This is a genomic window from Streptococcus sp. WB01_FAA12 (assembly GCF_012843315.1).
Classification (GTDB): domain Bacteria; phylum Bacillota; class Bacilli; order Lactobacillales; family Streptococcaceae; genus Streptococcus.
In genome coordinates, this window is record NZ_JABAEX010000006.1 from 81,205 (window position 1) to 100,645 (window position 19,441).

A 19,441-nucleotide genomic window follows, 5' to 3' on the forward strand; every position below is an offset into this window, starting at 1 on the left:
AAAGAGCCTGGATATGATTGTATTAGAAGAAAACCTTGCAACCGTTCCCACTTTGTTCGTTGAAAAACGAGATGGTAGACGTGTAGTGTTTGATATAGACAAGATTGACAAAGCTCTCCACAAGGCGGCTGACAAAGTCATGGATGTGACACCCTTGGTCGAAAAACGTCTAAATGGACTGCTTGAGCGTATTGTTGCGGAAATTCATAGTCGTTTCCCTCAAGGTGTCAAGATTTACGAGATTCAAAATATCGTAGAACATGAACTCCTTGAAGCCAAAGAATATGCTCTAGCTGAGGAGTATATCACTTATCGGACACAAAGGGATTTTGAGCGCTCAAAAGCGACAGATATCAACTTTAGCATTCATAAGCTTCTTAATAAAGACCAGGCAGTTGTCAATGAAAATGCCAATAAAGACAGTGATGTCTTTAATACCCAGCGTGATTTGACAGCAGGGATTGTTGGGAAATCAATCGGACTGCAAATGCTTCCTAAGCACGTAGCCAATGCTCACCAAAAAGGGGATATCCACTATCATGATTTGGACTATAGCCCCTACACACCAATGACCAACTGCTGTTTGATTGATTTTAAAGGCATGTTGGAAAATGGTTTTAAGATTGGAAATGCAGAGGTAGAGAGTCCCAAGTCTATCCAGACTGCGACAGCTCAGATTTCACAAATCATCGCCAACGTCGCTTCTAGCCAGTATGGTGGCTGTTCAGCTGACCGTATCGATGAGGTCTTGGCGCCGTACGCAGAGAAGAATTACCAAAAACACCTTAAAGATGCAGAAGAATGGGTCTTGCCTGAGAAACGGGAAGATTACGCTTGGAAGAAAACGCAAAAAGACATCTATGATGCTATGCAATCTCTTGAGTATGAAATCAACACCCTCTTTACTTCAAATGGGCAAACACCTTTTACTTCGCTCGGTTTTGGTTTAGGAACTAATCGTTTTGAGCGGGAAATTCAAAAAGCTATCTTGACTATTCGTATCAAGGGACTTGGTTCAGAACACCGTACAGCTATCTTCCCTAAACTCATCTTTACGCTGAAAAGAGGACTCAATTTAGAGGAAGGTTCACCTAACTACGATATCAAACAGTTGGCCCTCGAGTGTGCAACCAAGCGGATGTACCCAGATGTCTTGTCCTACGATAAGATTATCGAGCTGACAGGTTCTTTCAAGGTTCCTATGGGCTGCCGTTCTTTCCTCCAAGGATGGAAGGATGAAAATGGTGTCGAGGTCAATTCAGGTCGCATGAATCTAGGTGTTGTGACAGTCAATCTGCCTCGTATCGCCCTCGAGTCCGAAGGGGATCTGAATAAGTTTTGGGAAATCTTCAACGAGCGGATGAACATCGCAGAAGATGCTTTGGTTTATCGTGTTGAACGGACCAAGGAAGCAACACCAGCGAATGCCCCTATCCTCTATCAGTACGGAGCCTTCGGTCGCCGTCTTGGAAAAGAAGAAAGTGTTGACCAACTCTTTAAGAATCGCCGTGCGACAGTTTCGCTGGGCTACATCGGTTTGTATGAAGTGGCGACGGTCTTCTTTGGTAATAGCTGGGAAAGTAATCCAGAAGCCAAGGAATTCACGCTTGACATCATTCGTGATATGAAACGACGTGTAGAAGAGTGGTCAGATCAATATGATTACCATTTCTCTATCTACTCCACACCGTCTGAAAGTCTGACAGACCGCTTCTGTCGCTTGGATACAGAGAAGTTCGGCTCTATTCCTGATATCACAGACAAGGAATACTACACCAACTCTTTCCACTATGATGTCCGTAAAAATCCAACACCGTTTGAAAAATTAGACTTTGAGAAGGCTTATCCAGAAGCAGGTGCAACAGGTGGTTTCATCCACTACTGTGAGTATCCAGTTCTCCAACAAAATCCAAAAGCCTTGGAAGCTGTCTGGGACTACGCCTATGATCGTGTAGGGTATCTAGGGACCAATACTCCGATTGATCATTGTTATAAGTGTGACTTTGAAGGGGATTTTGAACCAACTGAAAGAGGATTTGCTTGTCCCAACTGTGGCAATAGTGACCCTAAAACAGTAGACGTTGTCAAACGTACGTGTGGTTATCTGGGAAATCCTCAAGCGCGTCCGATGGTTAACGGACGCCACAAGGAAATCGCTGCGCGGGTTAAACACATGAACGGTTCAACCATTAAAACAGCCGGACATGAAGTAACAAATTAGAAGGAAATGGAATGGGGAAATACCAATTAGACGATAAGGGACGTGCACAAGTAACCCGTTATCACGAGAAGTACTCTAAAGGTGGAACAGGCAAAAAAGAACGCTTGCTCAACCTTAGAGAACAATTTTTAAACAAGAACAAGAAAAAATAAAAGTGAGAGTTGCCTCTCGCTTTTCTCTTAATTGGAGGTAAAAATGATACTACGCAGACCAACATTGGCAGATAAGGAAACTATATTAGACATGATGGCAGAGTTTGAGCAGAGCCAATCAGCCCACGATGGTGGGTTTTGGAACGCCAACAATTTTGTTTATGAAGAGTGGCTAGAAGAAAATCTTCAAGCGGAAGCGGGACTCAATATTCCTGAAAACTGGGTTCCTGCTATCCAGCTGGTTAGTTTTGACGTAGCAGGCCAGGCTCTTGGCTTTCTCAACCTTCGTCTCCGATTAAATGACTACTTACTAGAAAATGGGGGCCATATTGGCTACTCCATTCGTCCATCTGAAAGAGGTAAGGGTTATGCCAAAGAATCCCTCCGACAAGGTCTACAAGTTGCTAAGGGAAAGAATATTAAACGAGCTTTAGTGACTTGTAGCACAGAAAATCCAGCAAGCCGAGCTGTTATCTTAGCTAATGGTGGGGAGTTGGAGGATGTTCGAAACGGAACGGAGCGCTATTGGATAGACTTGGAGTAGACAGCATGACATGGAATACACCAAAACCAGGCGAGTGGAAAAGTGAAGAACTCAGTCAGGGGCGAATCATTGACTACAAGGCCTTTAACTTTGTCGATGGAGAAGGCGTGCGCAACTCCCTCTATGTCGCAGGCTGTATGTTCCACTGCGAGGGGTGCTATAATGTTGCGACTTGGTCTTTCAACGCAGGTATTCCTTATACAGCAGAATTAGAAGAACAGATCATGGAAGATCTTGCCCAGCCCTATGTTCAAGGATTGACCCTGCTAGGAGGAGAGCCTTTTCTTAATACAGGTATTCTCTTGCCACTCGTTAAACGCATTCGAAAGGAATTGCCAGATAAAGACATCTGGTCCTGGACGGGCTACACGTGGGAAGAAATGATGCTGGAAACTCCAGATAAATTGGAACTCTTGTCGCTGATTGACATCCTTGTTGATGGACGGTATGATAAAAGCAAGCGCAATCTCATGCTCCAGTTTCGAGGTTCCTCTAATCAACGAATTATCGATGTACAAAAATCCCTCAAAAGTGGGCAAGTGGTGATTTGGGACAAGCTCAATGACGGAAAAGAAAACTATGAACAGGTGAAGAGAGAATGAAGAAAAAAGACCTGATAGAACAACTGGTCTCAGAGATAGAAATGGGAAAAGTCAAAACACTGGGGATTTACGGCCATGGCGCTTCAGGTAAGTCTACCTTTGCTCAAGAATTATATCAAGCCTTAGATTCTACAAAAGTAAATTTGTTAGAAACAGATCCCTATATCACTTCAGAACGTCACCTGGTAATACCAAAGCAAGCACCTGATCAAAAGGTGACAGCTTGCCTTCCAGTGGCGCATGAACTGGCAAGTTTGCAGAGAGATATTCTCGCCTTGCAGGCAGGTATGGATATCTTAACAATCGATGAACCTTGGAAGGCTAGCGAGATCTTATCTGGAGCCAAACCGATTCTGATTGTTGAAGGGATGTCTGTGGGTTTTCTACCCAAGGAACTCTTTGACAAAACCATCTGCTTCTACGCGGACGAAGAAACAGAATTAAAGAGGCGTCTAGCTCGAGATACGATTATGAGAAATCGAGATGCTTCCTTTGTGTTAGCTAGTCATCAGATGAGACGGGAGCAGTATCTGCGATACTATAGACAAAACGAGTCTAAAGCGGATGTCTTAGTGGATCAATCAGAAGATAAGTTTGAAGTCAACATGACTCGTATTATATAGAAAAAAAGATTGGTTTTAATAGTCGTAAATTAGTAATTGTATGAAGATGAAATAGGAAAACAGTTTCATCCCAAAAAAACGAAAAAAAGCTTACAAATCCCTTGCAATCGCAGGGGTTTTGTGTTATTCTATTATGGTGCTGTAAATTACAGCTTTAGCTTTGATGCAAGAGGTTGCGACACGCTCGGTTGCATTGCCACGCAACGCGCGTCGGTTTTCTTGTGGAGCTAGCCTATTATCTTAAATAGACGAAAAGGAGAAAAAGATGGCAAACAAAAAAATCCGTATCCGTTTGAAAGCTTACGAACACCGTACGCTTGACACAGCGGCTGCAAAAATCGTAGAATCAGCTACTCGTACAGGTGCACAAGTTGCGGGTCCAATCCCACTTCCAACTGAGCGTAGCCTCTACACAATCATTCGTGCGACTCACAAATATAAAGACTCTCGCGAACAATTTGAAATGCGTACACACAAACGTTTGATCGATATCGTTAACCCAACTCAAAAAACAGTTGATGCTTTGATGAAATTGGATCTTCCAAGTGGTGTAAACGTAGAAATCAAACTTTAATTTAAAGCTTGATACCTTGAGCATAAAAAACGCTCGTTAAAAACTTTTTGAATAAAAATATAGAAAAGGAACTATTTTCTCATGACAAAAGGAATCTTAGGGAAAAAAGTGGGAATGACTCAAATCTTCACTGAAGCTGGCGAATTGATCCCTGTAACAGTTATTGAAGCAACTCCAAACGTTGTTCTTCAAGTTAAAACTGTTGAAACAGACGGATACAACGCTATCCAAGTTGGTTTCGATGACAAACGCGAAGTATTGAGCAACAAACCTGCTAAAGGACATGTAGCGAAAGCTAACACGGCTCCTAAGCGCTTCATTCGTGAATTCAAAAACGTTGAAGGCTTGGAAGTTGGTGCTGAAATCACAGTTGAAACATTCGCAGCTGGAGACGTTGTTGACGTAACTGGTACTTCTAAAGGTAAAGGTTTCCAAGGTGTTATCAAACGCCACGGACAATCACGTGGACCAATGGCTCACGGTTCTCGTTACCACCGTCGTCCAGGTTCTATGGGGCCTGTTGCACCTAACCGCGTATTCAAAGGTAAAAACCTTGCAGGACGTATGGGTGGCGACCGCGTAACAATTCAAAACCTTGAAGTTGTACAAGTTGTTCCAGAAAAGAACGTTATCCTTATCAAAGGTAACGTACCAGGTGCTAAGAAATCTCTTATCACTATCAAATCAGCAGTTAAAGCTGGTAAATAATAAAGAAAGGGGAAATCAGTCACAATGGCAAACGTAACATTATTTGACCAAACTGGTAAAGAAGCTGGCCAAGTTGTTCTTAACGATGCAGTATTTGGTATCGAACCAAATGAATCAGTTGTGTTTGATGTGATCATCAGCCAACGCGCAAGCCTTCGTCAAGGAACACACGCTGTTAAAAACCGCTCTGCAGTATCAGGTGGTGGACGCAAACCATGGCGTCAAAAAGGAACTGGACGTGCTCGTCAAGGTTCTATCCGCTCACCACAATGGCGTGGTGGTGGTGTTGTCTTCGGACCAACTCCACGTTCATACGGCTACAAACTTCCACAAAAAGTTCGTCGCCTAGCTCTTAAATCAGTTTACTCTGAAAAAGTTGCTGAAAACAAATTCGTAGCTGTAGACGCTCTTTCATTTACAGCTCCAAAAACTGCTGAGTTTGCAAAAGTTCTTGCAGCATTGAGCATCGATTCTAAAGTTCTTGTTATCCTTGAAGAAGGAAATGAATTCGCAGCTCTTTCAGCTCGTAACCTTCCAAACGTGAAAGTTGCAACTGCTACAACTGCAAGTGTTCTTGACATCGCAAATAGCGACAAACTTCTTGTCACACAAGCAGCTATCTCTAAAATCGAGGAGGTTCTTGCATAATGAATTTGTATGATGTTATCAAAAAACCTGTCATCACTGAAAGCTCAATGGCTCAACTTGAAGCAGGTAAATATGTATTTGAAGTTGACACTCGTGCACACAAGCTTTTGATCAAGCAAGCTGTTGAAGCTGCTTTCGAAGGTGTTAAAGTTGCCAACGTTAATACAATCAACGTAAAACCAAAAGCTAAACGTGTTGGACGTTATACTGGTTTTACTAACAAAACTAAAAAAGCTATCATCACACTTACAGCTGATTCAAAAGCAATCGAGTTGTTTGCTGCTGAAGCTGAATAATCTAAGGAGGAAATATCGTGGGAATTCGTGTTTATAAACCAACAACAAACGGTCGCCGTAATATGACTTCTTTGGATTTCGCTGAAATCACAACAAGCACTCCTGAAAAATCATTGCTTGTTGCTTTGAAGAACAAGGCTGGTCGTAACAACAACGGTCGTATCACTGTTCGTCACCAAGGTGGTGGACACAAACGTTTCTACCGTTTGGTTGACTTCAAACGTAACAAAGACAACGTTGAAGCTGTTGTTAAAACAATCGAGTACGATCCAAACCGTTCTGCAAACATCGCTCTTGTACACTACACTGACGGTGTGAAAGCATACATCATCGCTCCAAAAGGTCTTGAAGTTGGTCAACGTATCGTTTCAGGTCCAGAAGCAGATATCAAAGTCGGAAACGCTCTTCCACTTGCTAACATCCCAGTTGGTACTTTGATCCACAACATCGAGTTGAAACCAGGTCGTGGTGGAGAATTGGTACGTGCTGCTGGAGCTTCTGCTCAAGTATTGGGTCAAGAAGGTAAATATGTTCTTGTTCGTCTTCAATCTGGCGAAGTTCGTATGATTCTTGGAACTTGTCGTGCTACAGTTGGTGTTGTCGGAAACGAACAACATGGACTTGTAAACCTTGGTAAAGCAGGACGTAGCCGTTGGAAAGGTATCCGCCCAACAGTTCGTGGTTCTGTAATGAACCCTAACGATCACCCACACGGTGGTGGTGAAGGTAAAGCACCAGTTGGTCGTAAAGCGCCATCTACTCCATGGGGCAAACCTGCTCTTGGTCTTAAAACTCGTAACAAGAAAGCGAAATCTGACAAACTTATCGTTCGTCGTCGCAACGAGAAATAATAGTAAACTAGTCGCCTAAGCAACTAGGAAATCCGCCAGCTCGGTAGCGCTCCATGTGAGCGCAAGCCGCTGTGGTACAACATTTAAAGGAGAAAATATAAAAATGGGACGCAGTCTTAAAAAAGGACCTTTCGTCGATGAGCATTTGATGAAAAAAGTTGAAGCTCAAGCTAACGACGAAAAGAAAAAAGTTATCAAAACTTGGTCACGTCGTTCAACGATCTTCCCAAGTTTCATTGGTTACACTATTGCAGTTTATGACGGACGTAAACACGTACCTGTTTACATCCAAGAAGACATGGTAGGTCACAAACTTGGTGAATTTGCACCAACTCGTACTTACAAAGGTCACGCTGCAGACGACAAGAAAACACGTAGAAAATAAGGAGAACATAAATGGCAGAAATTACTTCAGCTAAAGCAATGGCTCGTACAGTACGTGTTTCACCTCGTAAATCACGTCTTGTTCTTGACAACATCCGTGGTAAAAGCGTAGCCGATGCTATTGCAATCTTGACATTCACACCAAACAAAGCTGCTGAAATCATCTTGAAAGTTTTGAACTCAGCTGTAGCTAACGCTGAAAACAACTTTGGTTTGGACAAAGCTAACTTGGTAGTATCTGAAGCATTCGCAAACGAAGGACCAACTATGAAACGTTTCCGTCCACGTGCGAAAGGTTCAGCTTCACCAATCAACAAACGTACAGCTCACATTACTGTGGCTGTTGCAGAAAAATAAGGAGGTAAAATCGTGGGTCAAAAAGTACATCCAATTGGTATGCGTGTCGGCATCATCCGTGATTGGGATGCCAAATGGTATGCTGAAAAAGAATACGCGGATTACCTTCATGAAGATCTTGCAATCCGTAAATTCGTTCAAAAAGAACTTGCTGACGCAGCTGTTTCAACTATCGAAATCGAACGCGCAGTAAACAAAGTTAACGTTTCACTTCACACTGCTAAACCAGGTATGGTTATCGGTAAAGGTGGTGCTAACGTTGATGCACTTCGTGCAAAACTTAACAAATTGACTGGAAAACAAGTACACATCAACATCATCGAAATCAAACAACCTGATTTGGATGCTCACCTTGTAGGTGAAGGAATTGCTCGTCAATTGGAGCAACGTGTTGCTTTCCGTCGTGCACAAAAACAAGCAATCCAACGTGCAATGCGTGCTGGAGCTAAAGGAATCAAGACTCAAGTATCAGGTCGTTTGAACGGTGCAGATATAGCCCGTGCTGAAGGATACTCTGAAGGAACTGTTCCACTTCACACACTTCGTGCAGATATCGATTACGCTTGGGAAGAAGCAGATACAACATACGGTAAACTTGGTGTTAAAGTATGGATCTACCGTGGTGAAGTTCTTCCAGCTCGTAAAAACACTAAAGGAGGTAAATAACCAATGTTAGTACCTAAACGTGTTAAACACCGTCGTGAATTCCGTGGAAAAATGCGCGGTGAAGCAAAAGGTGGAAAAGAAGTAGCATTCGGTGAATACGGTCTTCAAGCTACAACTAGCCACTGGATTACTAACCGCCAAATCGAAGCTGCTCGTATCGCCATGACTCGTTACATGAAACGTGGTGGTAAAGTTTGGATTAAAATCTTCCCACACAAATCATACACTGCTAAAGCTATCGGTGTGCGTATGGGATCTGGTAAAGGGGCACCTGAAGGTTGGGTAGCACCAGTTAAACGTGGTAAAGTGATGTTTGAAGTTGCTGGTGTATCTGAAGAGATCGCTCGCGAAGCGCTTCGTCTTGCTAGCCACAAATTGCCAGTTAAATGTAAATTCGTAAAACGTGAAGCAGAATAAGGAGAAGGCATGAAACTTAATGAAGTAAAAGAATTTGTTAAAGAACTTCGTGGTCTTTCTCAAGAAGAACTCGCGAAGCGCGAAAACGAATTGAAAAAAGAATTGTTTGAACTTCGTTTCCAAGCTGCTACTGGTCAATTGGAACAAACAGCTCGCTTGAAAGAAGTTAAAAAACAAATCGCTCGTATCAAAACAGTTCAATCTGAAGCGAAATAATAGACTAGGGAAGGAGAAATTTCAATGGAACGCAATAATCGTAAAGTTCTTGTTGGACGTGTTGTATCTGACAAAATGGACAAGACAATCACAGTTGTAGTTGAAACAAAACGTAACCACCCAGTCTATGGTAAACGTATTAACTACTCTAAAAAATACAAAGCACATGATGAAAACAATGTTGCCAAAGAAGGCGATATCGTACGTATCATGGAAACTCGTCCGCTTTCAGCTACAAAACGTTTCCGTCTTGTAGAAGTTGTTGAAGAAGCGGTTATCATCTAATCAAGCCTGAAAGGAGAAAACTGAAATGATTCAAACAGAAACTCGTTTGAAAGTCGCAGACAACAGCGGTGCACGCGAAATCTTGACTATCAAAGTTCTTGGTGGTTCTAAACGTAAATTTGCGAACATCGGTGATGTCATTGTGGCATCTGTAAAACAAGCTACTCCTGGTGGTGCGGTTAAAAAAGGTGACGTTGTAAAAGCTGTTATCGTTCGTACTAAATCAGGTGCTCGTCGTGCTGATGGTTCATACATCAAATTTGACGAAAATGCAGCAGTTATCATCCGTGAAGACAAAACTCCTCGCGGAACACGTATCTTTGGTCCAGTTGCACGTGAATTGCGTGAAGGTGGCTTCATGAAGATCGTATCACTTGCTCCAGAAGTACTTTAATTTTTAGAAACAAACTAGTCCCCTAGCTTCAAGCTAGGGTGCCCTTATGGGCGTAAGAAAAATCAAGGAGAAACCTAATGTTTGTAAAAAAAGGCGACAAAGTTCGCGTAATCGCTGGTAAAGATAAGGGAACAGAAGCTGTTGTCCTTACTGCCCTTCCAAAAGTAAACAAAGTTATCGTTGAAGGTGTTAACATCGTTAAGAAACACCAACGTCCAACTAACGAGCTTCCTCAAGGTGGTATCATCGAGAAAGAAGCAGCTATCCACGTATCAAACGTTCAAGTTTTGGACAAAAATGGTGTGGCTGGTCGTGTTGGTTACAAATTTGTAGACGGTAAAAAAGTTCGCTACAACAAAAAATCAGGCGAAGTGCTTGATTAATCACGAAGGAAAGGAGAAGTATAATGGCAAATCGTTTAAAAGAAAAATATCTTAATGAAGTAGTTCCTGCTTTGACAGAACAATTCAACTACTCATCAGTGATGGCTGTGCCTAAAGTAGATAAGATCGTTTTGAACATGGGTGTTGGTGAAGCTGTATCAAACGCTAAAAGTCTTGAAAAAGCTGCTGAAGAATTGGCACTTATCTCAGGTCAAAAACCACTTATCACTAAAGCTAAAAAATCAATCGCCGGCTTCCGTCTTCGTGAAGGTGTAGCGATCGGTGCAAAAGTTACCCTTCGTGGTGAACGTATGTATGAATTCTTGGACAAATTGGTTTCAGTTTCACTTCCACGTGTGCGTGACTTCCACGGTGTTCCAACAAAATCATTTGATGGACGCGGAAACTACACACTTGGTGTGAAAGAACAATTGATTTTCCCAGAAATCAACTTTGATGACGTTGACAAAACTCGTGGTCTTGACATCGTTATCGTAACAACTGCTAACACTGACGAAGAGTCACGTGCATTGCTTACAGGCCTTGGAATGCCTTTTGCAAAATAATATAGGAGGTAAATCTAATGGCTAAAAAATCAATGATTGCTAAGAACAAACGTCCAGCGAAGTTCTCTACTCAAGCTTATACTCGTTGTGAAAAATGTGGTCGTCCACATTCAGTTTACCGCAAATTTAAACTTTGCCGTGTTTGCTTCCGTGAATTAGCTTACAAAGGACAAATTCCTGGTGTAACAAAAGCATCTTGGTAATATCATGATACAAAGAGCGTAACAACCACAGCAAAAATAGGAGATTTGGTGTAGGAGCGATGCTCCAAAACAAATCTATCTTTTTTGCACAGGTTGTAGCTCGTGTTCAAATAAGAGTTATCTCATTTGAATGTGTCAATACTATCTGAGCCTAGCTCAATCATTAACTAGCAAGTGCGACTTGCAAACTACTAGTAAGAGGAGAATAAAAAATGGTTATGACTGACCCAATCGCAGACTTCCTAACTCGTATTCGTAACGCTAACCAAGCAAAACACGAAGTACTTGAAGTACCTGCATCAAACATCAAAAAAGGGATTGCTGAAATCCTTAAACGCGAAGGTTTTGTTAAGAACGTAGAAATCATCGAAGATGACAAACAAGGCATCATCCGTGTATTCCTTAAATACGGACCAAACGGTGAAAAAGTTATCACTAACTTGAAACGTGTTTCTAAACCAGGACTTCGTGTCTACAAAAAACGTGAAGATCTTCCAAAAGTTCTTAACGGACTTGGAATTGCTATCCTTTCAACTTCTGAAGGTTTGCTTACTGATAAAGAAGCTCGCCAAAAGAACGTTGGTGGAGAAGTTATCGCTTACGTTTGGTAAAATCAAGATACAAAGCTCGTAAAGAACAAAGCAAAATTAGGAAGTTGGAGCAGTTTGTTTACAAACCAGCCAACTTATCTATTTTGCACAGTTCTTAGAGCGTGTTCAATTTAGCTATTGAACACAATAAGTATCTTTAACCCCGTGAAAACTGGCCATCATGGCCTGACAATCTAACAGGAGAAAATAAACATGTCACGTATTGGTAATAAAGTTATCGTGTTGCCTGCTGGTGTTGAACTCACTAACAATGACAACGTAGTAACTGTAAAAGGACCTAAAGGAGAACTTACTCGTGAGTTCTCAAAAGATATTGAAATTCGCGTGGAAGGTACGGAAGTAACTCTTCACCGTCCAAACGATTCAAAAGAAATGAAAACTATCCACGGAACTACTCGTGCCCTTTTGAACAACATGGTAATTGGTGTATCAGAAGGATTCAAGAAAGAACTTGAAATGCGTGGGGTTGGTTACCGTGCACAACTTCAAGGAAAAAAACTTGTTTTGGCTGTAGGTAAATCTCATCCAGACGAAGTTGAAGCTCCAGAAGGAATTACTTTTGAACTTCCAAACCCAACGACAATCGTTATCAGCGGAATTTCAAAAGAAGTAGTTGGCCAAACAGCTGCTTACGTACGTAGCCTTCGCTCACCAGAGCCATATAAAGGTAAAGGTATCCGTTACGTTGGCGAATACGTTCGTCTTAAAGAAGGTAAAACAGGTAAATAATGTTGAGTGGTTGATCTTCAACCACCGACCTATTTTCCAACTTTGTGCATAGCACACGATTTAAAACTAAAGAGGTGAAAACTGTGATTTCTAAACCAGATAAAAACAAACTCCGCCAAAAACGCCACCGTCGCGTTCGCGGAAAACTCTCTGGAACTGCTGATCGCCCACGTTTGAACGTATTCCGTTCTAATACAGGCATCTACGCTCAAGTGATTGATGACGTAGCGGGTGTAACGCTCGCAAGTGCTTCAACTCTTGACAAAGAAGTTTCAAAAGGAACTAAAACTGAACAAGCCGTTGCTGTCGGTAAACTCGTTGCAGAACGTGCAAGTGCTAAAGGTATTTCAGAAGTGGTGTTCGACCGCGGTGGATATCTATATCACGGACGTGTGAAAGCTTTGGCTGATGCAGCTCGTGAAAACGGATTGAAATTCTAATAGGAGGACACTAGAAAATGGCATTTAAAGACAATGCAGTTGAATTAGAAGAACGCGTAGTTGCTGTTAACCGTGTTACAAAAGTTGTTAAAGGTGGACGTCGTCTTCGTTTCGCAGCTCTTGTTGTTGTTGGTGACCACAATGGTCGCGTAGGATTTGGTACTGGTAAAGCTCAAGAAGTTCCAGAAGCAATCCGTAAAGCAGTAGAAGATGCTAAGAAAAACTTGATTGAAGTTCCTATGGTTGGAACAACAATCCCACACGAAGTTCTTTCAGAATTTGGTGGAGCTAAAGTATTGTTGAAACCTGCTGTAGAAGGTTCTGGAGTTGCCGCTGGTGGTGCAGTTCGTGCCGTTGTGGAATTGGCAGGTGTGGCAGATATTACATCTAAATCACTTGGCTCTAACACTCCAATCAACATTGTTCGCGCAACTGTTGAAGGTTTGAAACAATTGAAACGCGCTGAAGAAGTTGCTGCCCTTCGTGGTATTTCAGTTTCTGATTTGGCATAAGAAAGGGGATAAAATGGCTCAAATTAAAATTACTTTGACTAAGTCTCCAATCGGACGCATTCCATCACAACGTAAAACTGTTGTAGCACTTGGACTTGGCAAATTGAACAGCTCTGTTATCAAAGAAGACAACGCTGCTATCCGTGGTATGATCACTGCAGTATCTCACTTGGTAACAGTTGAAGAAGTAAACTAATGAATTTTTAGGGGATGTGACAATACTCATCCCCTAAAACTAGGTATAGTCATCTAAGATGACGATGTATAGGCGAGTTGATAAGGGAGACAACCTTTTCTCTCTTATCGGCGCTAGCATTTTACAAAAGAGGAGAAAATATAAATGAAACTTCATGAATTGAAACCTGCAGAAGGTTCTCGTAAAGTACGTAACCGTGTTGGTCGTGGTACTTCATCAGGTAACGGTAAAACATCTGGTCGCGGTCAAAAAGGTCAAAAAGCTCGTAGCGGTGGCGGAGTTCGCCTTGGTTTTGAAGGTGGACAAACTCCATTGTTCCGTCGTCTTCCAAAACGTGGATTCACTAACATCAACGCTAAAGAATACGCAATTGTAAATCTTGATCAATTGAACGTTTTTGAAGATGGTACTGAAGTTACTCCAGTTGTTCTTATCGAAGCAGGAATTGTAAAGGCTGAAAAATCAGGTGTTAAAATTCTTGGTAACGGTGAGTTGACTAAGAAGTTGACTGTGAAAGCAGCTAAATTCTCAAAAACAGCTGAAGAAGCTATCACTGCTAAAGGTGGTTCAGTAGAAGTCATCTAGAGAGGTGACCTATGTTTTTTAAATTATTAAAAGAGGCCCTCAAGGTTAAGAAAGTACGATCAAAAATTCTCTTTACGATTTTTATCATACTTGTCTTCCGTATCGGGACTAGTATTACTGTACCAGGTGTGAATGCAAAAAGTCTGGAAGCTTTGAGTGGATTATCCTTCTTGAACATGCTTAGTTTAGTTTCAGGGAATGCCATGAAGAACTTTTCGGTTTTTGCACTCGGTGTGAGTCCGTATATCACAGCTTCCATCGTTGTTCAATTGCTACAAATGGATATTGTTCCAAAGTTTGTAGAGTGGGGCAAGCAGGGGGAAGTAGGACGGAGAAAGATAAACCAGGCTACTCGTTATATTGCGCTTGTACTTGCGTTTGTGCAATCAATCGGAATCACTGCTGGTTTTAACACTCTATCTGGTGCAAAATTATTAACGACAGATCTAACACCTCAAGTCTTTGTTACGATTGGTATTATCTTGACTGCAGGTACTATGATTGTTACTTGGCTCGGGGAGCAAATCACTGATAAGGGATATGGTAACGGTGTGTCTATGATTATCTTTGCTGGGATTGTGGCTTCAATTCCAGAGATGATTCATGGCATTTACGTGGACTATTTTGTCAATATTCCAAGTGATCGGTTGACGTCATCTATTATATTTGTCGTTATTCTCATTATCGCTGTTTTGTTGATTGTTTACTTTACAACATATGTACAACAGGCAGAATATAAAATTCCGATCCAATATACAAAAGTTGCTCAAGGTGCTCCATCCAGTTCTTACCTTCCTTTGAAGGTCAATCCTGCTGGTGTTATCCCAGTTATCTTTGCAAGTTCGATTACGGCAGCTCCTGCGGCTATTCTTCAGTTTGTCAGCGCTATGGGGCTTGATTGGACTTGGGTACGTACAGCACAAGAAATGCTTGCGACAACATCTCCAACAGGTGTTGCCATGTATGCGCTGCTGATTATTCTCTTTACATTCTTCTATACATTTGTACAGATCAATCCAGAGAAAGCAGCAGAAAACTTGCAAAAGAGCGGAGCCTATATCCACGGTGTCCGTCCTGGTAAAGGAACAGAAGAGTTCATGTCGAAACTTCTTCGTCGCCTTGCAACCGTCGGTTCCCTTTTCCTTGGTGTGATTTCAATCTTGCCGATTGTAGCAAAAGATGTCTTTGGGCTCTCAGAAGCGGTTGCTTTTGGGGGAACTAGTCTTTTGATCATTATTTCGACAGGTATCGAAGGGATCAAACAGCTAGAAGGTTACCTATTGAAACGTAAGTATGTTGGTTTCATGGACAAAACAGAATAAAAGCAAGACTACTTTTGCTTAGAGAGTGGAGTATGAAAGTCTATCTATAAGGGAGACTTTCGTCTCCCCTCTTCTATTTTGTTTTTAAATAGGAGTTAGAACAGTTTTCTGCTTCTATTTAAATACAAAATAAGGAGATCAGATCATGAATCTTTTGATTATGGGCTTACCTGGAGCAGGTAAGGGAACGCAAGCAGCTAAAATTGTGGAACAATTCCACGTGGCACACATTTCAACTGGGGATATGTTCCGTGCTGCTATGGCAAATCAAACTGAAATGGGTGTGCTTGCAAAGTCATACATCGACAAAGGTGAGTTGGTTCCAGATGAAGTTACAAATGGAATTGTTAAAGAACGCCTTTCACAGGATGATATCAAAGAAACAGGTTTCTTGTTGGATGGTTACCCACGTACGATCGAACAAGCATATGCTTTAGATAAAACTTTAGCTGAACTTGGTATTGAACTTGAAGGAGTGATCAATATCGAAGTGAACCCAGACTGTCTCTTGGAGCGTTTGAGTGGTCGTATCATTCACCGTGAAACAGGTGAAACCTTCCACAAAGTTTTCAATCCACCAGTTGACTACAAAGAAGAAGATTACTACCAACGTGAAGATGACAAACCTGAGACAGTGAAACGTCGCTTGGATGTGAACATTGCACAAGGTGAACCAATCATTGCTCACTACCGTGCCAAAGGTTTGGTTCACGATATCGAAGGAAATCAAGATATCAATGATGTGTTCAAAGACATCGAAAAAGTATTGACAAATTTGAAATAAAGCGTTTTTCACACTTGCAAAAAATCGTTACAAATGTTATACTGAGATAGTCTGACTTATAATTGTTGTCTCTATGTTTAGAGGCATCAAATCGAAATTTATGGAGGTGCTTTTGCGTGGCAAAAGACGATGTGATTGAAGTTGAAGGCAAAGTAGTCGATACAATGCCTAACGCAATGTTTACGGTTGAACTTGAAAATGGACATCAGATTTTAGCAACAGTTTCTGGTAAAATTCGTAAAAACTATATTCGTATTTTAGCGGGAGATCGTGTTACTGTCGAGATGAGTCCATATGACTTGACACGTGGACGTATCACTTACCGCTTTAAATAATCGAAAAACTTGGAGGGATAAGAAATGAAAGTAAGACCATCGGTCAAACCAATTTGCGAATACTGTAAAGTAATTCGTCGTAATGGTCGTGTTATGGTAATTTGCCCAGCAAATCCAAAACACAAACAACGTCAAGGATAAGATAGAAAGGAGAAAACATGGCTCGTATTGCTGGAGTTGACATTCCAAATGACAAACGCGTAGTAATCTCATTGACTTATGTTTATGGTATCGGACTTGCAACATCTAAGAAAATTTTGGCTGCTGCTGGAATCTCAGAAGATGTTCGTGTACGTGACCTTACATCAGATCAAGAAGATGCTATCCGTCGTGAAGTGGATGCAATCAAAGTTGAAGGTGACCTTCGTCGTGAAGTAAACTTGAACATCAAACGTTTGATGGAAATCGGTTCTTACCGTGGTATTCGTCACCGTCGTGGACTTCCTGTCCGTGGACAAAACACTAAAAACAACGCTCGCACTCGTAAAGGTAAAGCTGTTGCGATTGCTGGTAAGAAAAAATAATATAGGAGGTAAAAGTCTTGGCTAAACCAACACGTAAACGTCGTGTGAAAAAGAATATCGAATCTGGTATTGCTCATATTCACGCTACATTTAATAACACTATTGTTATGATTACTGATGTGCATGGTAATGCAATTGCTTGGTCATCAGCAGGTGCTCTTGGTTTCAAAGGTTCTCGTAAATCTACACCATTCGCTGCTCAAATGGCTTCTGAAGCTGCTGCTAAATCTGCACAAGAACACGGTCTTAAATCAGTTGAAGTTACTGTAAAAGGTCCAGGTTCTGGTCGTGAGTCAGCTATTCGTGCGCTTGCTGCCGCTGGTCTTGAAGTAACAGCAATTCGTGATGTGACTCCAGTGCCACACAATGGTGCTCGTCCTCCAAAACGTCGCCGTGTATAATCATTGCATTACACTGCTTTTCGTTTAAGAGGGAGTAACTAAATGATCGAGTTTGAAAAACCAAATATAACAAAAATTGATGAAAATAAAGATTATGGCAAGTTTGTAATCGAACCGCTTGAACGTGGCTACGGTACAACTCTTGGTAACTCTCTTCGTCGTGTACTACTAGCTTCTCTACCAGGAGCAGCAGTGACATCTATCAATATTGAAGGTGTCTTGCATGAGTTCGACACAGTTCCAGGTGTTCGTGAAGACGTGATGCAAATCATTCTGAACATTAAAGGGATTGCAGTGAAATCATACGTTGAAGACGAAAAAATCATTGAACTTGACGTTGAAGGTCCTGCTGAAGTAACAGCTGGAGACATTTTGACTGATAGTGATATTGAGATTGTAAATCCAGATCATTATCTCTTTACAATCGGTGAAGGTTCTTCTCTAAAAGCGACAATGACTGTTAACAGTGGTCGTGGATATGTACCTGCTGATGAAAATAAAAAAGATAATGCACCGGTTGGAACACTTGCTGTAGATTCTATTTATACACCAGTTACAAAAGTCAACTATCAAGTAGAGCCTGCTCGTGTAGGTAGCAATGATGGATTTGACAAATTAACCCTTGAAATCTTGACTAATGGAACAATTATTCCAGAAGATGCTTTAGGGCTTTCAGCACGTATATTGACAGAACATCTTGATTTGTTTACAAATCTTACTGAGATTGCTAAGTCAACTGAAGTGATGAAAGAAGCTGATACTGAATCTGACGATCGTATTTTGGATCGTACGATTGAGGAACTGGACTTATCTGTGCGTTCATATAACTGTTTGAAACGTGCCGGTATCAATACTGTGCATGATTTGACAGAAAAATCTGAAGCAGAGATGATGAAAGTACGAAATCTTGGACGCAAGAGTTTGGAAGAAGTGAAACTCAAACTCATTGACTTGGGTCTTGGATTAAAAGATAAATAAAGGAGGAATACATGGCTTACCGTAAACTAGGACGCACTAGCTCACAACGTAAAGCAATGCTTCGCGATTTGACAACTGACCTTTTGATCAACGAATCAATCGTGACAACTGAAGCTCGTGCTAAAGAAATCCGTAAAACTGTTGAAAAAATGATTACTCTAGGTAAACGTGGTGATTTGCATGCACGTCGTCAAGCAGCTGCTTTCGTACGTAATGAAATCGCATCTGAAAACTATGATGAAGCAACTGATAAGTACACTTCTACTACAGCACTTCAAAAATTGTTCTCAGAAATCGCACCTCGTTATGCTGAACGTAACGGTGGATACACTCGTATCCTTAAAACTGAACCACGTCGTGGTGATGCTGCGCCAATGGCGATCATCGAATTAGTATAAAATCATCAATTTTGTTGAGTGTTATGATGATGGAGTCTTGTGCTCTTAGTCTAGCTCTGGTCTACCGCTGGGACTTCGGTCCCAGCGGGAACACTCATCATCATTTGATAGGGTAGACGCTTGTTTACGAAATTGTTTTTTGTTTAAGAACAACTTCGTAAGCAGGCGTTTTTTAGTATTTTCTATGGAAATATGCTATACTAGGAAAAAAGAAAATCAAAAACGTTCAGGTTTTCTAAAAATCGTAGAAATGGAGTATAAGAATGAAGGCTATTATTACAGTGGTTGGCAAGGATAAGGCTGGGATTGTTGCAGGCGTGTCTACTAAGATTGCAGAGTTGGGTTTGAATATTGACGATATTTCTCAAACAGTACTGGATGAATACTTTACCATGATGGCGGTCGTTTCTAGTGATGAAAAACAAGATTTTACTTATCTGCGAAATGAGTTTGAAACGTTCGGTCAGACCTTGAATGTTAAAATCAATATTCAAAGTGCAGCGATTTTTGATGCTATGTATAATATCTAGGAGGTT

General features: G+C 41.4%; 35 protein-coding genes. All 35 read left to right on the forward strand.

Features of this window, described 5'->3' with window-relative positions:
• Positions 1-13 precede the first annotated feature (13 nt).
• Entirely contained in the window at positions 14-2,221 is a 2,208-nt protein-coding gene (gene nrdD, locus HF881_RS07675; protein WP_169447035.1) for an anaerobic ribonucleoside-triphosphate reductase, read from the forward strand.
• An 11-nt stretch (positions 2,222-2,232) separates the two neighbouring features.
• Positions 2,233-2,373 carry a hypothetical protein gene (locus HF881_RS07680; protein WP_000521635.1) on the forward strand — a complete coding sequence of 47 codons (141 nt, stop codon included), beginning with the start codon at positions 2,233-2,235 and terminating at the stop codon, positions 2,371-2,373.
• 43 nt (positions 2,374-2,416) lie between these two features.
• Positions 2,417-2,917, forward strand: coding sequence for a GNAT family N-acetyltransferase (locus tag HF881_RS07685; protein ID WP_169447036.1), 501 nt, complete (start codon positions 2,417-2,419; stop codon positions 2,915-2,917).
• Between the two features lie 5 nt (positions 2,918-2,922).
• A complete protein-coding gene (nrdG, locus tag HF881_RS07690) occupies positions 2,923-3,519 on the forward strand; it encodes an anaerobic ribonucleoside-triphosphate reductase activating protein (protein ID WP_169447037.1) in 597 nt (198 codons plus the stop codon).
• Positions 3,516-4,142, forward strand: a complete 627-nt coding sequence (locus HF881_RS07695) for a phosphoribulokinase (RefSeq protein WP_169447038.1) — start codon at positions 3,516-3,518, stop codon at positions 4,140-4,142. The genes nrdG and HF881_RS07695 overlap by 4 nt, the downstream gene beginning before the upstream one ends.
• A 265-nt stretch (positions 4,143-4,407) precedes the next feature.
• Complete coding sequence (gene rpsJ / locus HF881_RS07700; RefSeq protein WP_001284513.1) at positions 4,408-4,716, forward strand: 30S ribosomal protein S10; 309 nt, start codon at positions 4,408-4,410, stop codon at positions 4,714-4,716.
• Positions 4,717-4,797: 81 nt separating this feature from the next.
• Complete coding sequence (gene rplC / locus HF881_RS07705; RefSeq protein ID WP_000160197.1) at positions 4,798-5,424, forward strand: 50S ribosomal protein L3; 627 nt, start codon at positions 4,798-4,800, stop codon at positions 5,422-5,424.
• A 24-nt stretch (positions 5,425-5,448) separates the two neighbouring features.
• The gene (gene rplD, locus HF881_RS07710) at positions 5,449-6,072 is read left to right on the forward strand and encodes a 50S ribosomal protein L4 (RefSeq protein ID WP_000024537.1); all 624 of its coding nucleotides are present in this window, start codon (positions 5,449-5,451) and stop codon (positions 6,070-6,072) included.
• Positions 6,072-6,368, forward strand: coding sequence for a 50S ribosomal protein L23 (locus tag HF881_RS07715; RefSeq protein ID WP_001055347.1), 297 nt, complete (start codon positions 6,072-6,074; stop codon positions 6,366-6,368). Before rplD ends, HF881_RS07715 begins: the two co-directional genes overlap by 1 nt.
• A 17-nt stretch (positions 6,369-6,385) precedes the next feature.
• Positions 6,386-7,219, forward strand: coding sequence for a 50S ribosomal protein L2 (rplB, locus tag HF881_RS07720; RefSeq protein WP_000512905.1), 834 nt, complete (start codon positions 6,386-6,388; stop codon positions 7,217-7,219).
• 103 nt (positions 7,220-7,322) lie between these two features.
• The gene (gene rpsS, locus HF881_RS07725; RefSeq protein WP_000533766.1) at positions 7,323-7,604 is read left to right on the forward strand and encodes a 30S ribosomal protein S19; all 282 of its coding nucleotides are present in this window, start codon (positions 7,323-7,325) and stop codon (positions 7,602-7,604) included.
• 11 nt (positions 7,605-7,615) lie between these two features.
• Positions 7,616-7,960: a 50S ribosomal protein L22 gene (rplV, locus tag HF881_RS07730; protein ID WP_000818137.1), complete on the forward strand. Its 345-nt coding sequence runs from the start codon at positions 7,616-7,618 to the stop codon at positions 7,958-7,960.
• Positions 7,961-7,972: 12 nt separating this feature from the next.
• Positions 7,973-8,626 carry a 30S ribosomal protein S3 gene (rpsC, locus tag HF881_RS07735; protein ID WP_000529936.1) on the forward strand — a complete coding sequence of 218 codons (654 nt, stop codon included), beginning with the start codon at positions 7,973-7,975 and terminating at the stop codon, positions 8,624-8,626.
• A gap of 3 nt (positions 8,627-8,629) precedes the next feature.
• Positions 8,630-9,043, forward strand: coding sequence for a 50S ribosomal protein L16 (gene rplP, locus HF881_RS07740; protein ID WP_000960948.1), 414 nt, complete (start codon positions 8,630-8,632; stop codon positions 9,041-9,043).
• Between the two features lie 9 nt (positions 9,044-9,052).
• On the forward strand, positions 9,053-9,259 hold the full coding sequence (gene rpmC / locus HF881_RS07745) for a 50S ribosomal protein L29 (protein ID WP_000772918.1): 207 nt from the start codon (positions 9,053-9,055) through the stop codon (positions 9,257-9,259).
• A gap of 24 nt (positions 9,260-9,283) precedes the next feature.
• Complete coding sequence (rpsQ, locus tag HF881_RS07750) at positions 9,284-9,544, forward strand: 30S ribosomal protein S17 (RefSeq protein ID WP_000440801.1); 261 nt, start codon at positions 9,284-9,286, stop codon at positions 9,542-9,544.
• A gap of 25 nt (positions 9,545-9,569) precedes the next feature.
• On the forward strand, positions 9,570-9,938 hold the full coding sequence (rplN, locus tag HF881_RS07755) for a 50S ribosomal protein L14 (RefSeq protein WP_000616548.1): 369 nt from the start codon (positions 9,570-9,572) through the stop codon (positions 9,936-9,938).
• Between the two features lie 77 nt (positions 9,939-10,015).
• Positions 10,016-10,321, forward strand: coding sequence for a 50S ribosomal protein L24 (rplX, locus tag HF881_RS07760; RefSeq protein WP_000497691.1), 306 nt, complete (start codon positions 10,016-10,018; stop codon positions 10,319-10,321).
• Positions 10,322-10,344: 23 nt separating this feature from the next.
• On the forward strand, positions 10,345-10,887 hold the full coding sequence (rplE, locus tag HF881_RS07765; RefSeq protein WP_000013542.1) for a 50S ribosomal protein L5: 543 nt from the start codon (positions 10,345-10,347) through the stop codon (positions 10,885-10,887).
• A 17-nt stretch (positions 10,888-10,904) separates the two neighbouring features.
• Positions 10,905-11,090 (forward strand): type Z 30S ribosomal protein S14, encoded by a 186-nt coding sequence (locus HF881_RS07770; protein WP_001085697.1) that lies wholly within the window; start codon positions 10,905-10,907, stop codon positions 11,088-11,090.
• A gap of 212 nt (positions 11,091-11,302) precedes the next feature.
• Positions 11,303-11,701, forward strand: coding sequence for a 30S ribosomal protein S8 (rpsH, locus tag HF881_RS07775; RefSeq protein ID WP_000245504.1), 399 nt, complete (start codon positions 11,303-11,305; stop codon positions 11,699-11,701).
• Positions 11,702-11,893: 192 nt separating this feature from the next.
• Positions 11,894-12,430, forward strand: coding sequence for a 50S ribosomal protein L6 (gene rplF, locus HF881_RS07780; protein ID WP_169447039.1), 537 nt, complete (start codon positions 11,894-11,896; stop codon positions 12,428-12,430).
• An 83-nt stretch (positions 12,431-12,513) separates the two neighbouring features.
• Positions 12,514-12,870: a 50S ribosomal protein L18 gene (gene rplR, locus HF881_RS07785; protein ID WP_004251098.1), complete on the forward strand. Its 357-nt coding sequence runs from the start codon at positions 12,514-12,516 to the stop codon at positions 12,868-12,870.
• 17 nt (positions 12,871-12,887) lie between these two features.
• Positions 12,888-13,382: a 30S ribosomal protein S5 gene (gene rpsE, locus HF881_RS07790; protein WP_000874204.1), complete on the forward strand. Its 495-nt coding sequence runs from the start codon at positions 12,888-12,890 to the stop codon at positions 13,380-13,382.
• Between the two features lie 13 nt (positions 13,383-13,395).
• On the forward strand, positions 13,396-13,578 hold the full coding sequence (gene rpmD / locus HF881_RS07795) for a 50S ribosomal protein L30 (RefSeq protein ID WP_000057241.1): 183 nt from the start codon (positions 13,396-13,398) through the stop codon (positions 13,576-13,578).
• A 144-nt stretch (positions 13,579-13,722) separates the two neighbouring features.
• Complete coding sequence (rplO, locus tag HF881_RS07800; RefSeq protein ID WP_000766092.1) at positions 13,723-14,163, forward strand: 50S ribosomal protein L15; 441 nt, start codon at positions 13,723-13,725, stop codon at positions 14,161-14,163.
• 11 nt (positions 14,164-14,174) lie between these two features.
• Complete coding sequence (gene secY / locus HF881_RS07805) at positions 14,175-15,485, forward strand: preprotein translocase subunit SecY (RefSeq protein ID WP_000465381.1); 1,311 nt, start codon at positions 14,175-14,177, stop codon at positions 15,483-15,485.
• A gap of 145 nt (positions 15,486-15,630) precedes the next feature.
• Positions 15,631-16,269, forward strand: a complete 639-nt coding sequence (locus tag HF881_RS07810; RefSeq protein ID WP_169447040.1) for an adenylate kinase — start codon at positions 15,631-15,633, stop codon at positions 16,267-16,269.
• Positions 16,270-16,385: 116 nt separating this feature from the next.
• The gene (infA, locus tag HF881_RS07815) at positions 16,386-16,604 is read left to right on the forward strand and encodes a translation initiation factor IF-1 (RefSeq protein WP_001029883.1); all 219 of its coding nucleotides are present in this window, start codon (positions 16,386-16,388) and stop codon (positions 16,602-16,604) included.
• Positions 16,605-16,628: 24 nt separating this feature from the next.
• Complete coding sequence (gene rpmJ / locus HF881_RS07820; RefSeq protein ID WP_001808836.1) at positions 16,629-16,745, forward strand: 50S ribosomal protein L36; 117 nt, start codon at positions 16,629-16,631, stop codon at positions 16,743-16,745.
• A gap of 17 nt (positions 16,746-16,762) precedes the next feature.
• On the forward strand, positions 16,763-17,128 hold the full coding sequence (gene rpsM, locus HF881_RS07825; protein WP_000090781.1) for a 30S ribosomal protein S13: 366 nt from the start codon (positions 16,763-16,765) through the stop codon (positions 17,126-17,128).
• Positions 17,129-17,145: 17 nt separating this feature from the next.
• Positions 17,146-17,529 carry a 30S ribosomal protein S11 gene (gene rpsK / locus HF881_RS07830; protein WP_001118385.1) on the forward strand — a complete coding sequence of 128 codons (384 nt, stop codon included), beginning with the start codon at positions 17,146-17,148 and terminating at the stop codon, positions 17,527-17,529.
• Positions 17,530-17,571: 42 nt separating this feature from the next.
• A complete protein-coding gene (locus tag HF881_RS07835; RefSeq protein ID WP_125398490.1) occupies positions 17,572-18,507 on the forward strand; it encodes a DNA-directed RNA polymerase subunit alpha in 936 nt (311 codons plus the stop codon).
• A gap of 11 nt (positions 18,508-18,518) precedes the next feature.
• A complete protein-coding gene (gene rplQ, locus HF881_RS07840; protein ID WP_000331493.1) occupies positions 18,519-18,905 on the forward strand; it encodes a 50S ribosomal protein L17 in 387 nt (128 codons plus the stop codon).
• Positions 18,906-19,168: 263 nt separating this feature from the next.
• Positions 19,169-19,435 (forward strand): ACT domain-containing protein, encoded by a 267-nt coding sequence (locus tag HF881_RS07845; protein ID WP_000644111.1) that lies wholly within the window; start codon positions 19,169-19,171, stop codon positions 19,433-19,435.
• Positions 19,436-19,441 lie beyond the last annotated feature (6 nt).

What these genes read in the sequence shown, in the direction of transcription:
- HF881_RS07835 (WP_125398490.1), top strand. Translation starts at nt 17,572, where the DNA reads ATGATCGAGTTTGAAAAACCAAATATAACAAAAATTGATGAAAATAAA.
- rplV (WP_000818137.1), top strand. Translation starts at nt 7,616, where the DNA reads ATGGCAGAAATTACTTCAGCTAAAGCAATGGCTCGTACAGTACGTGTT.
- HF881_RS07810 (WP_169447040.1), top strand. Translation starts at nt 15,631, where the DNA reads ATGAATCTTTTGATTATGGGCTTACCTGGAGCAGGTAAGGGAACGCAA.
- rplN (WP_000616548.1), top strand. Translation starts at nt 9,570, where the DNA reads ATGATTCAAACAGAAACTCGTTTGAAAGTCGCAGACAACAGCGGTGCA.
- rplD (WP_000024537.1), top strand. Translation starts at nt 5,449, where the DNA reads ATGGCAAACGTAACATTATTTGACCAAACTGGTAAAGAAGCTGGCCAA.
- rplX (WP_000497691.1), top strand. Translation starts at nt 10,016, where the DNA reads ATGTTTGTAAAAAAAGGCGACAAAGTTCGCGTAATCGCTGGTAAAGAT.
- rpsJ (WP_001284513.1), top strand. Translation starts at nt 4,408, where the DNA reads ATGGCAAACAAAAAAATCCGTATCCGTTTGAAAGCTTACGAACACCGT.
- rplF (WP_169447039.1), top strand. Translation starts at nt 11,894, where the DNA reads ATGTCACGTATTGGTAATAAAGTTATCGTGTTGCCTGCTGGTGTTGAA.
- HF881_RS07845 (WP_000644111.1), top strand. Translation starts at nt 19,169, where the DNA reads ATGAAGGCTATTATTACAGTGGTTGGCAAGGATAAGGCTGGGATTGTT.
- HF881_RS07685 (WP_169447036.1), top strand. Translation starts at nt 2,417, where the DNA reads ATGATACTACGCAGACCAACATTGGCAGATAAGGAAACTATATTAGAC.
- rplC (WP_000160197.1), top strand. Translation starts at nt 4,798, where the DNA reads ATGACAAAAGGAATCTTAGGGAAAAAAGTGGGAATGACTCAAATCTTC.
- rpsE (WP_000874204.1), top strand. Translation starts at nt 12,888, where the DNA reads ATGGCATTTAAAGACAATGCAGTTGAATTAGAAGAACGCGTAGTTGCT.
- rpsS (WP_000533766.1), top strand. Translation starts at nt 7,323, where the DNA reads ATGGGACGCAGTCTTAAAAAAGGACCTTTCGTCGATGAGCATTTGATG.
- HF881_RS07770 (WP_001085697.1), top strand. Translation starts at nt 10,905, where the DNA reads ATGGCTAAAAAATCAATGATTGCTAAGAACAAACGTCCAGCGAAGTTC.
- rpsM (WP_000090781.1), top strand. Translation starts at nt 16,763, where the DNA reads ATGGCTCGTATTGCTGGAGTTGACATTCCAAATGACAAACGCGTAGTA.
- HF881_RS07715 (WP_001055347.1), top strand. Translation starts at nt 6,072, where the DNA reads ATGAATTTGTATGATGTTATCAAAAAACCTGTCATCACTGAAAGCTCA.
- rpmC (WP_000772918.1), top strand. Translation starts at nt 9,053, where the DNA reads ATGAAACTTAATGAAGTAAAAGAATTTGTTAAAGAACTTCGTGGTCTT.
- HF881_RS07680 (WP_000521635.1), top strand. Translation starts at nt 2,233, where the DNA reads ATGGGGAAATACCAATTAGACGATAAGGGACGTGCACAAGTAACCCGT.
- rpmJ (WP_001808836.1), top strand. Translation starts at nt 16,629, where the DNA reads ATGAAAGTAAGACCATCGGTCAAACCAATTTGCGAATACTGTAAAGTA.
- rpsH (WP_000245504.1), top strand. Translation starts at nt 11,303, where the DNA reads ATGGTTATGACTGACCCAATCGCAGACTTCCTAACTCGTATTCGTAAC.
- secY (WP_000465381.1), top strand. Translation starts at nt 14,175, where the DNA reads ATGTTTTTTAAATTATTAAAAGAGGCCCTCAAGGTTAAGAAAGTACGA.
- rplE (WP_000013542.1), top strand. Translation starts at nt 10,345, where the DNA reads ATGGCAAATCGTTTAAAAGAAAAATATCTTAATGAAGTAGTTCCTGCT.
- nrdD (WP_169447035.1), top strand. Translation starts at nt 14, where the DNA reads ATGATTGTATTAGAAGAAAACCTTGCAACCGTTCCCACTTTGTTCGTT.
- nrdG (WP_169447037.1), top strand. Translation starts at nt 2,923, where the DNA reads ATGACATGGAATACACCAAAACCAGGCGAGTGGAAAAGTGAAGAACTC.
- rplQ (WP_000331493.1), top strand. Translation starts at nt 18,519, where the DNA reads ATGGCTTACCGTAAACTAGGACGCACTAGCTCACAACGTAAAGCAATG.
- rplP (WP_000960948.1), top strand. Translation starts at nt 8,630, where the DNA reads ATGTTAGTACCTAAACGTGTTAAACACCGTCGTGAATTCCGTGGAAAA.
- HF881_RS07695 (WP_169447038.1), top strand. Translation starts at nt 3,516, where the DNA reads ATGAAGAAAAAAGACCTGATAGAACAACTGGTCTCAGAGATAGAAATG.
- rpmD (WP_000057241.1), top strand. Translation starts at nt 13,396, where the DNA reads ATGGCTCAAATTAAAATTACTTTGACTAAGTCTCCAATCGGACGCATT.
- rpsQ (WP_000440801.1), top strand. Translation starts at nt 9,284, where the DNA reads ATGGAACGCAATAATCGTAAAGTTCTTGTTGGACGTGTTGTATCTGAC.
- rplO (WP_000766092.1), top strand. Translation starts at nt 13,723, where the DNA reads ATGAAACTTCATGAATTGAAACCTGCAGAAGGTTCTCGTAAAGTACGT.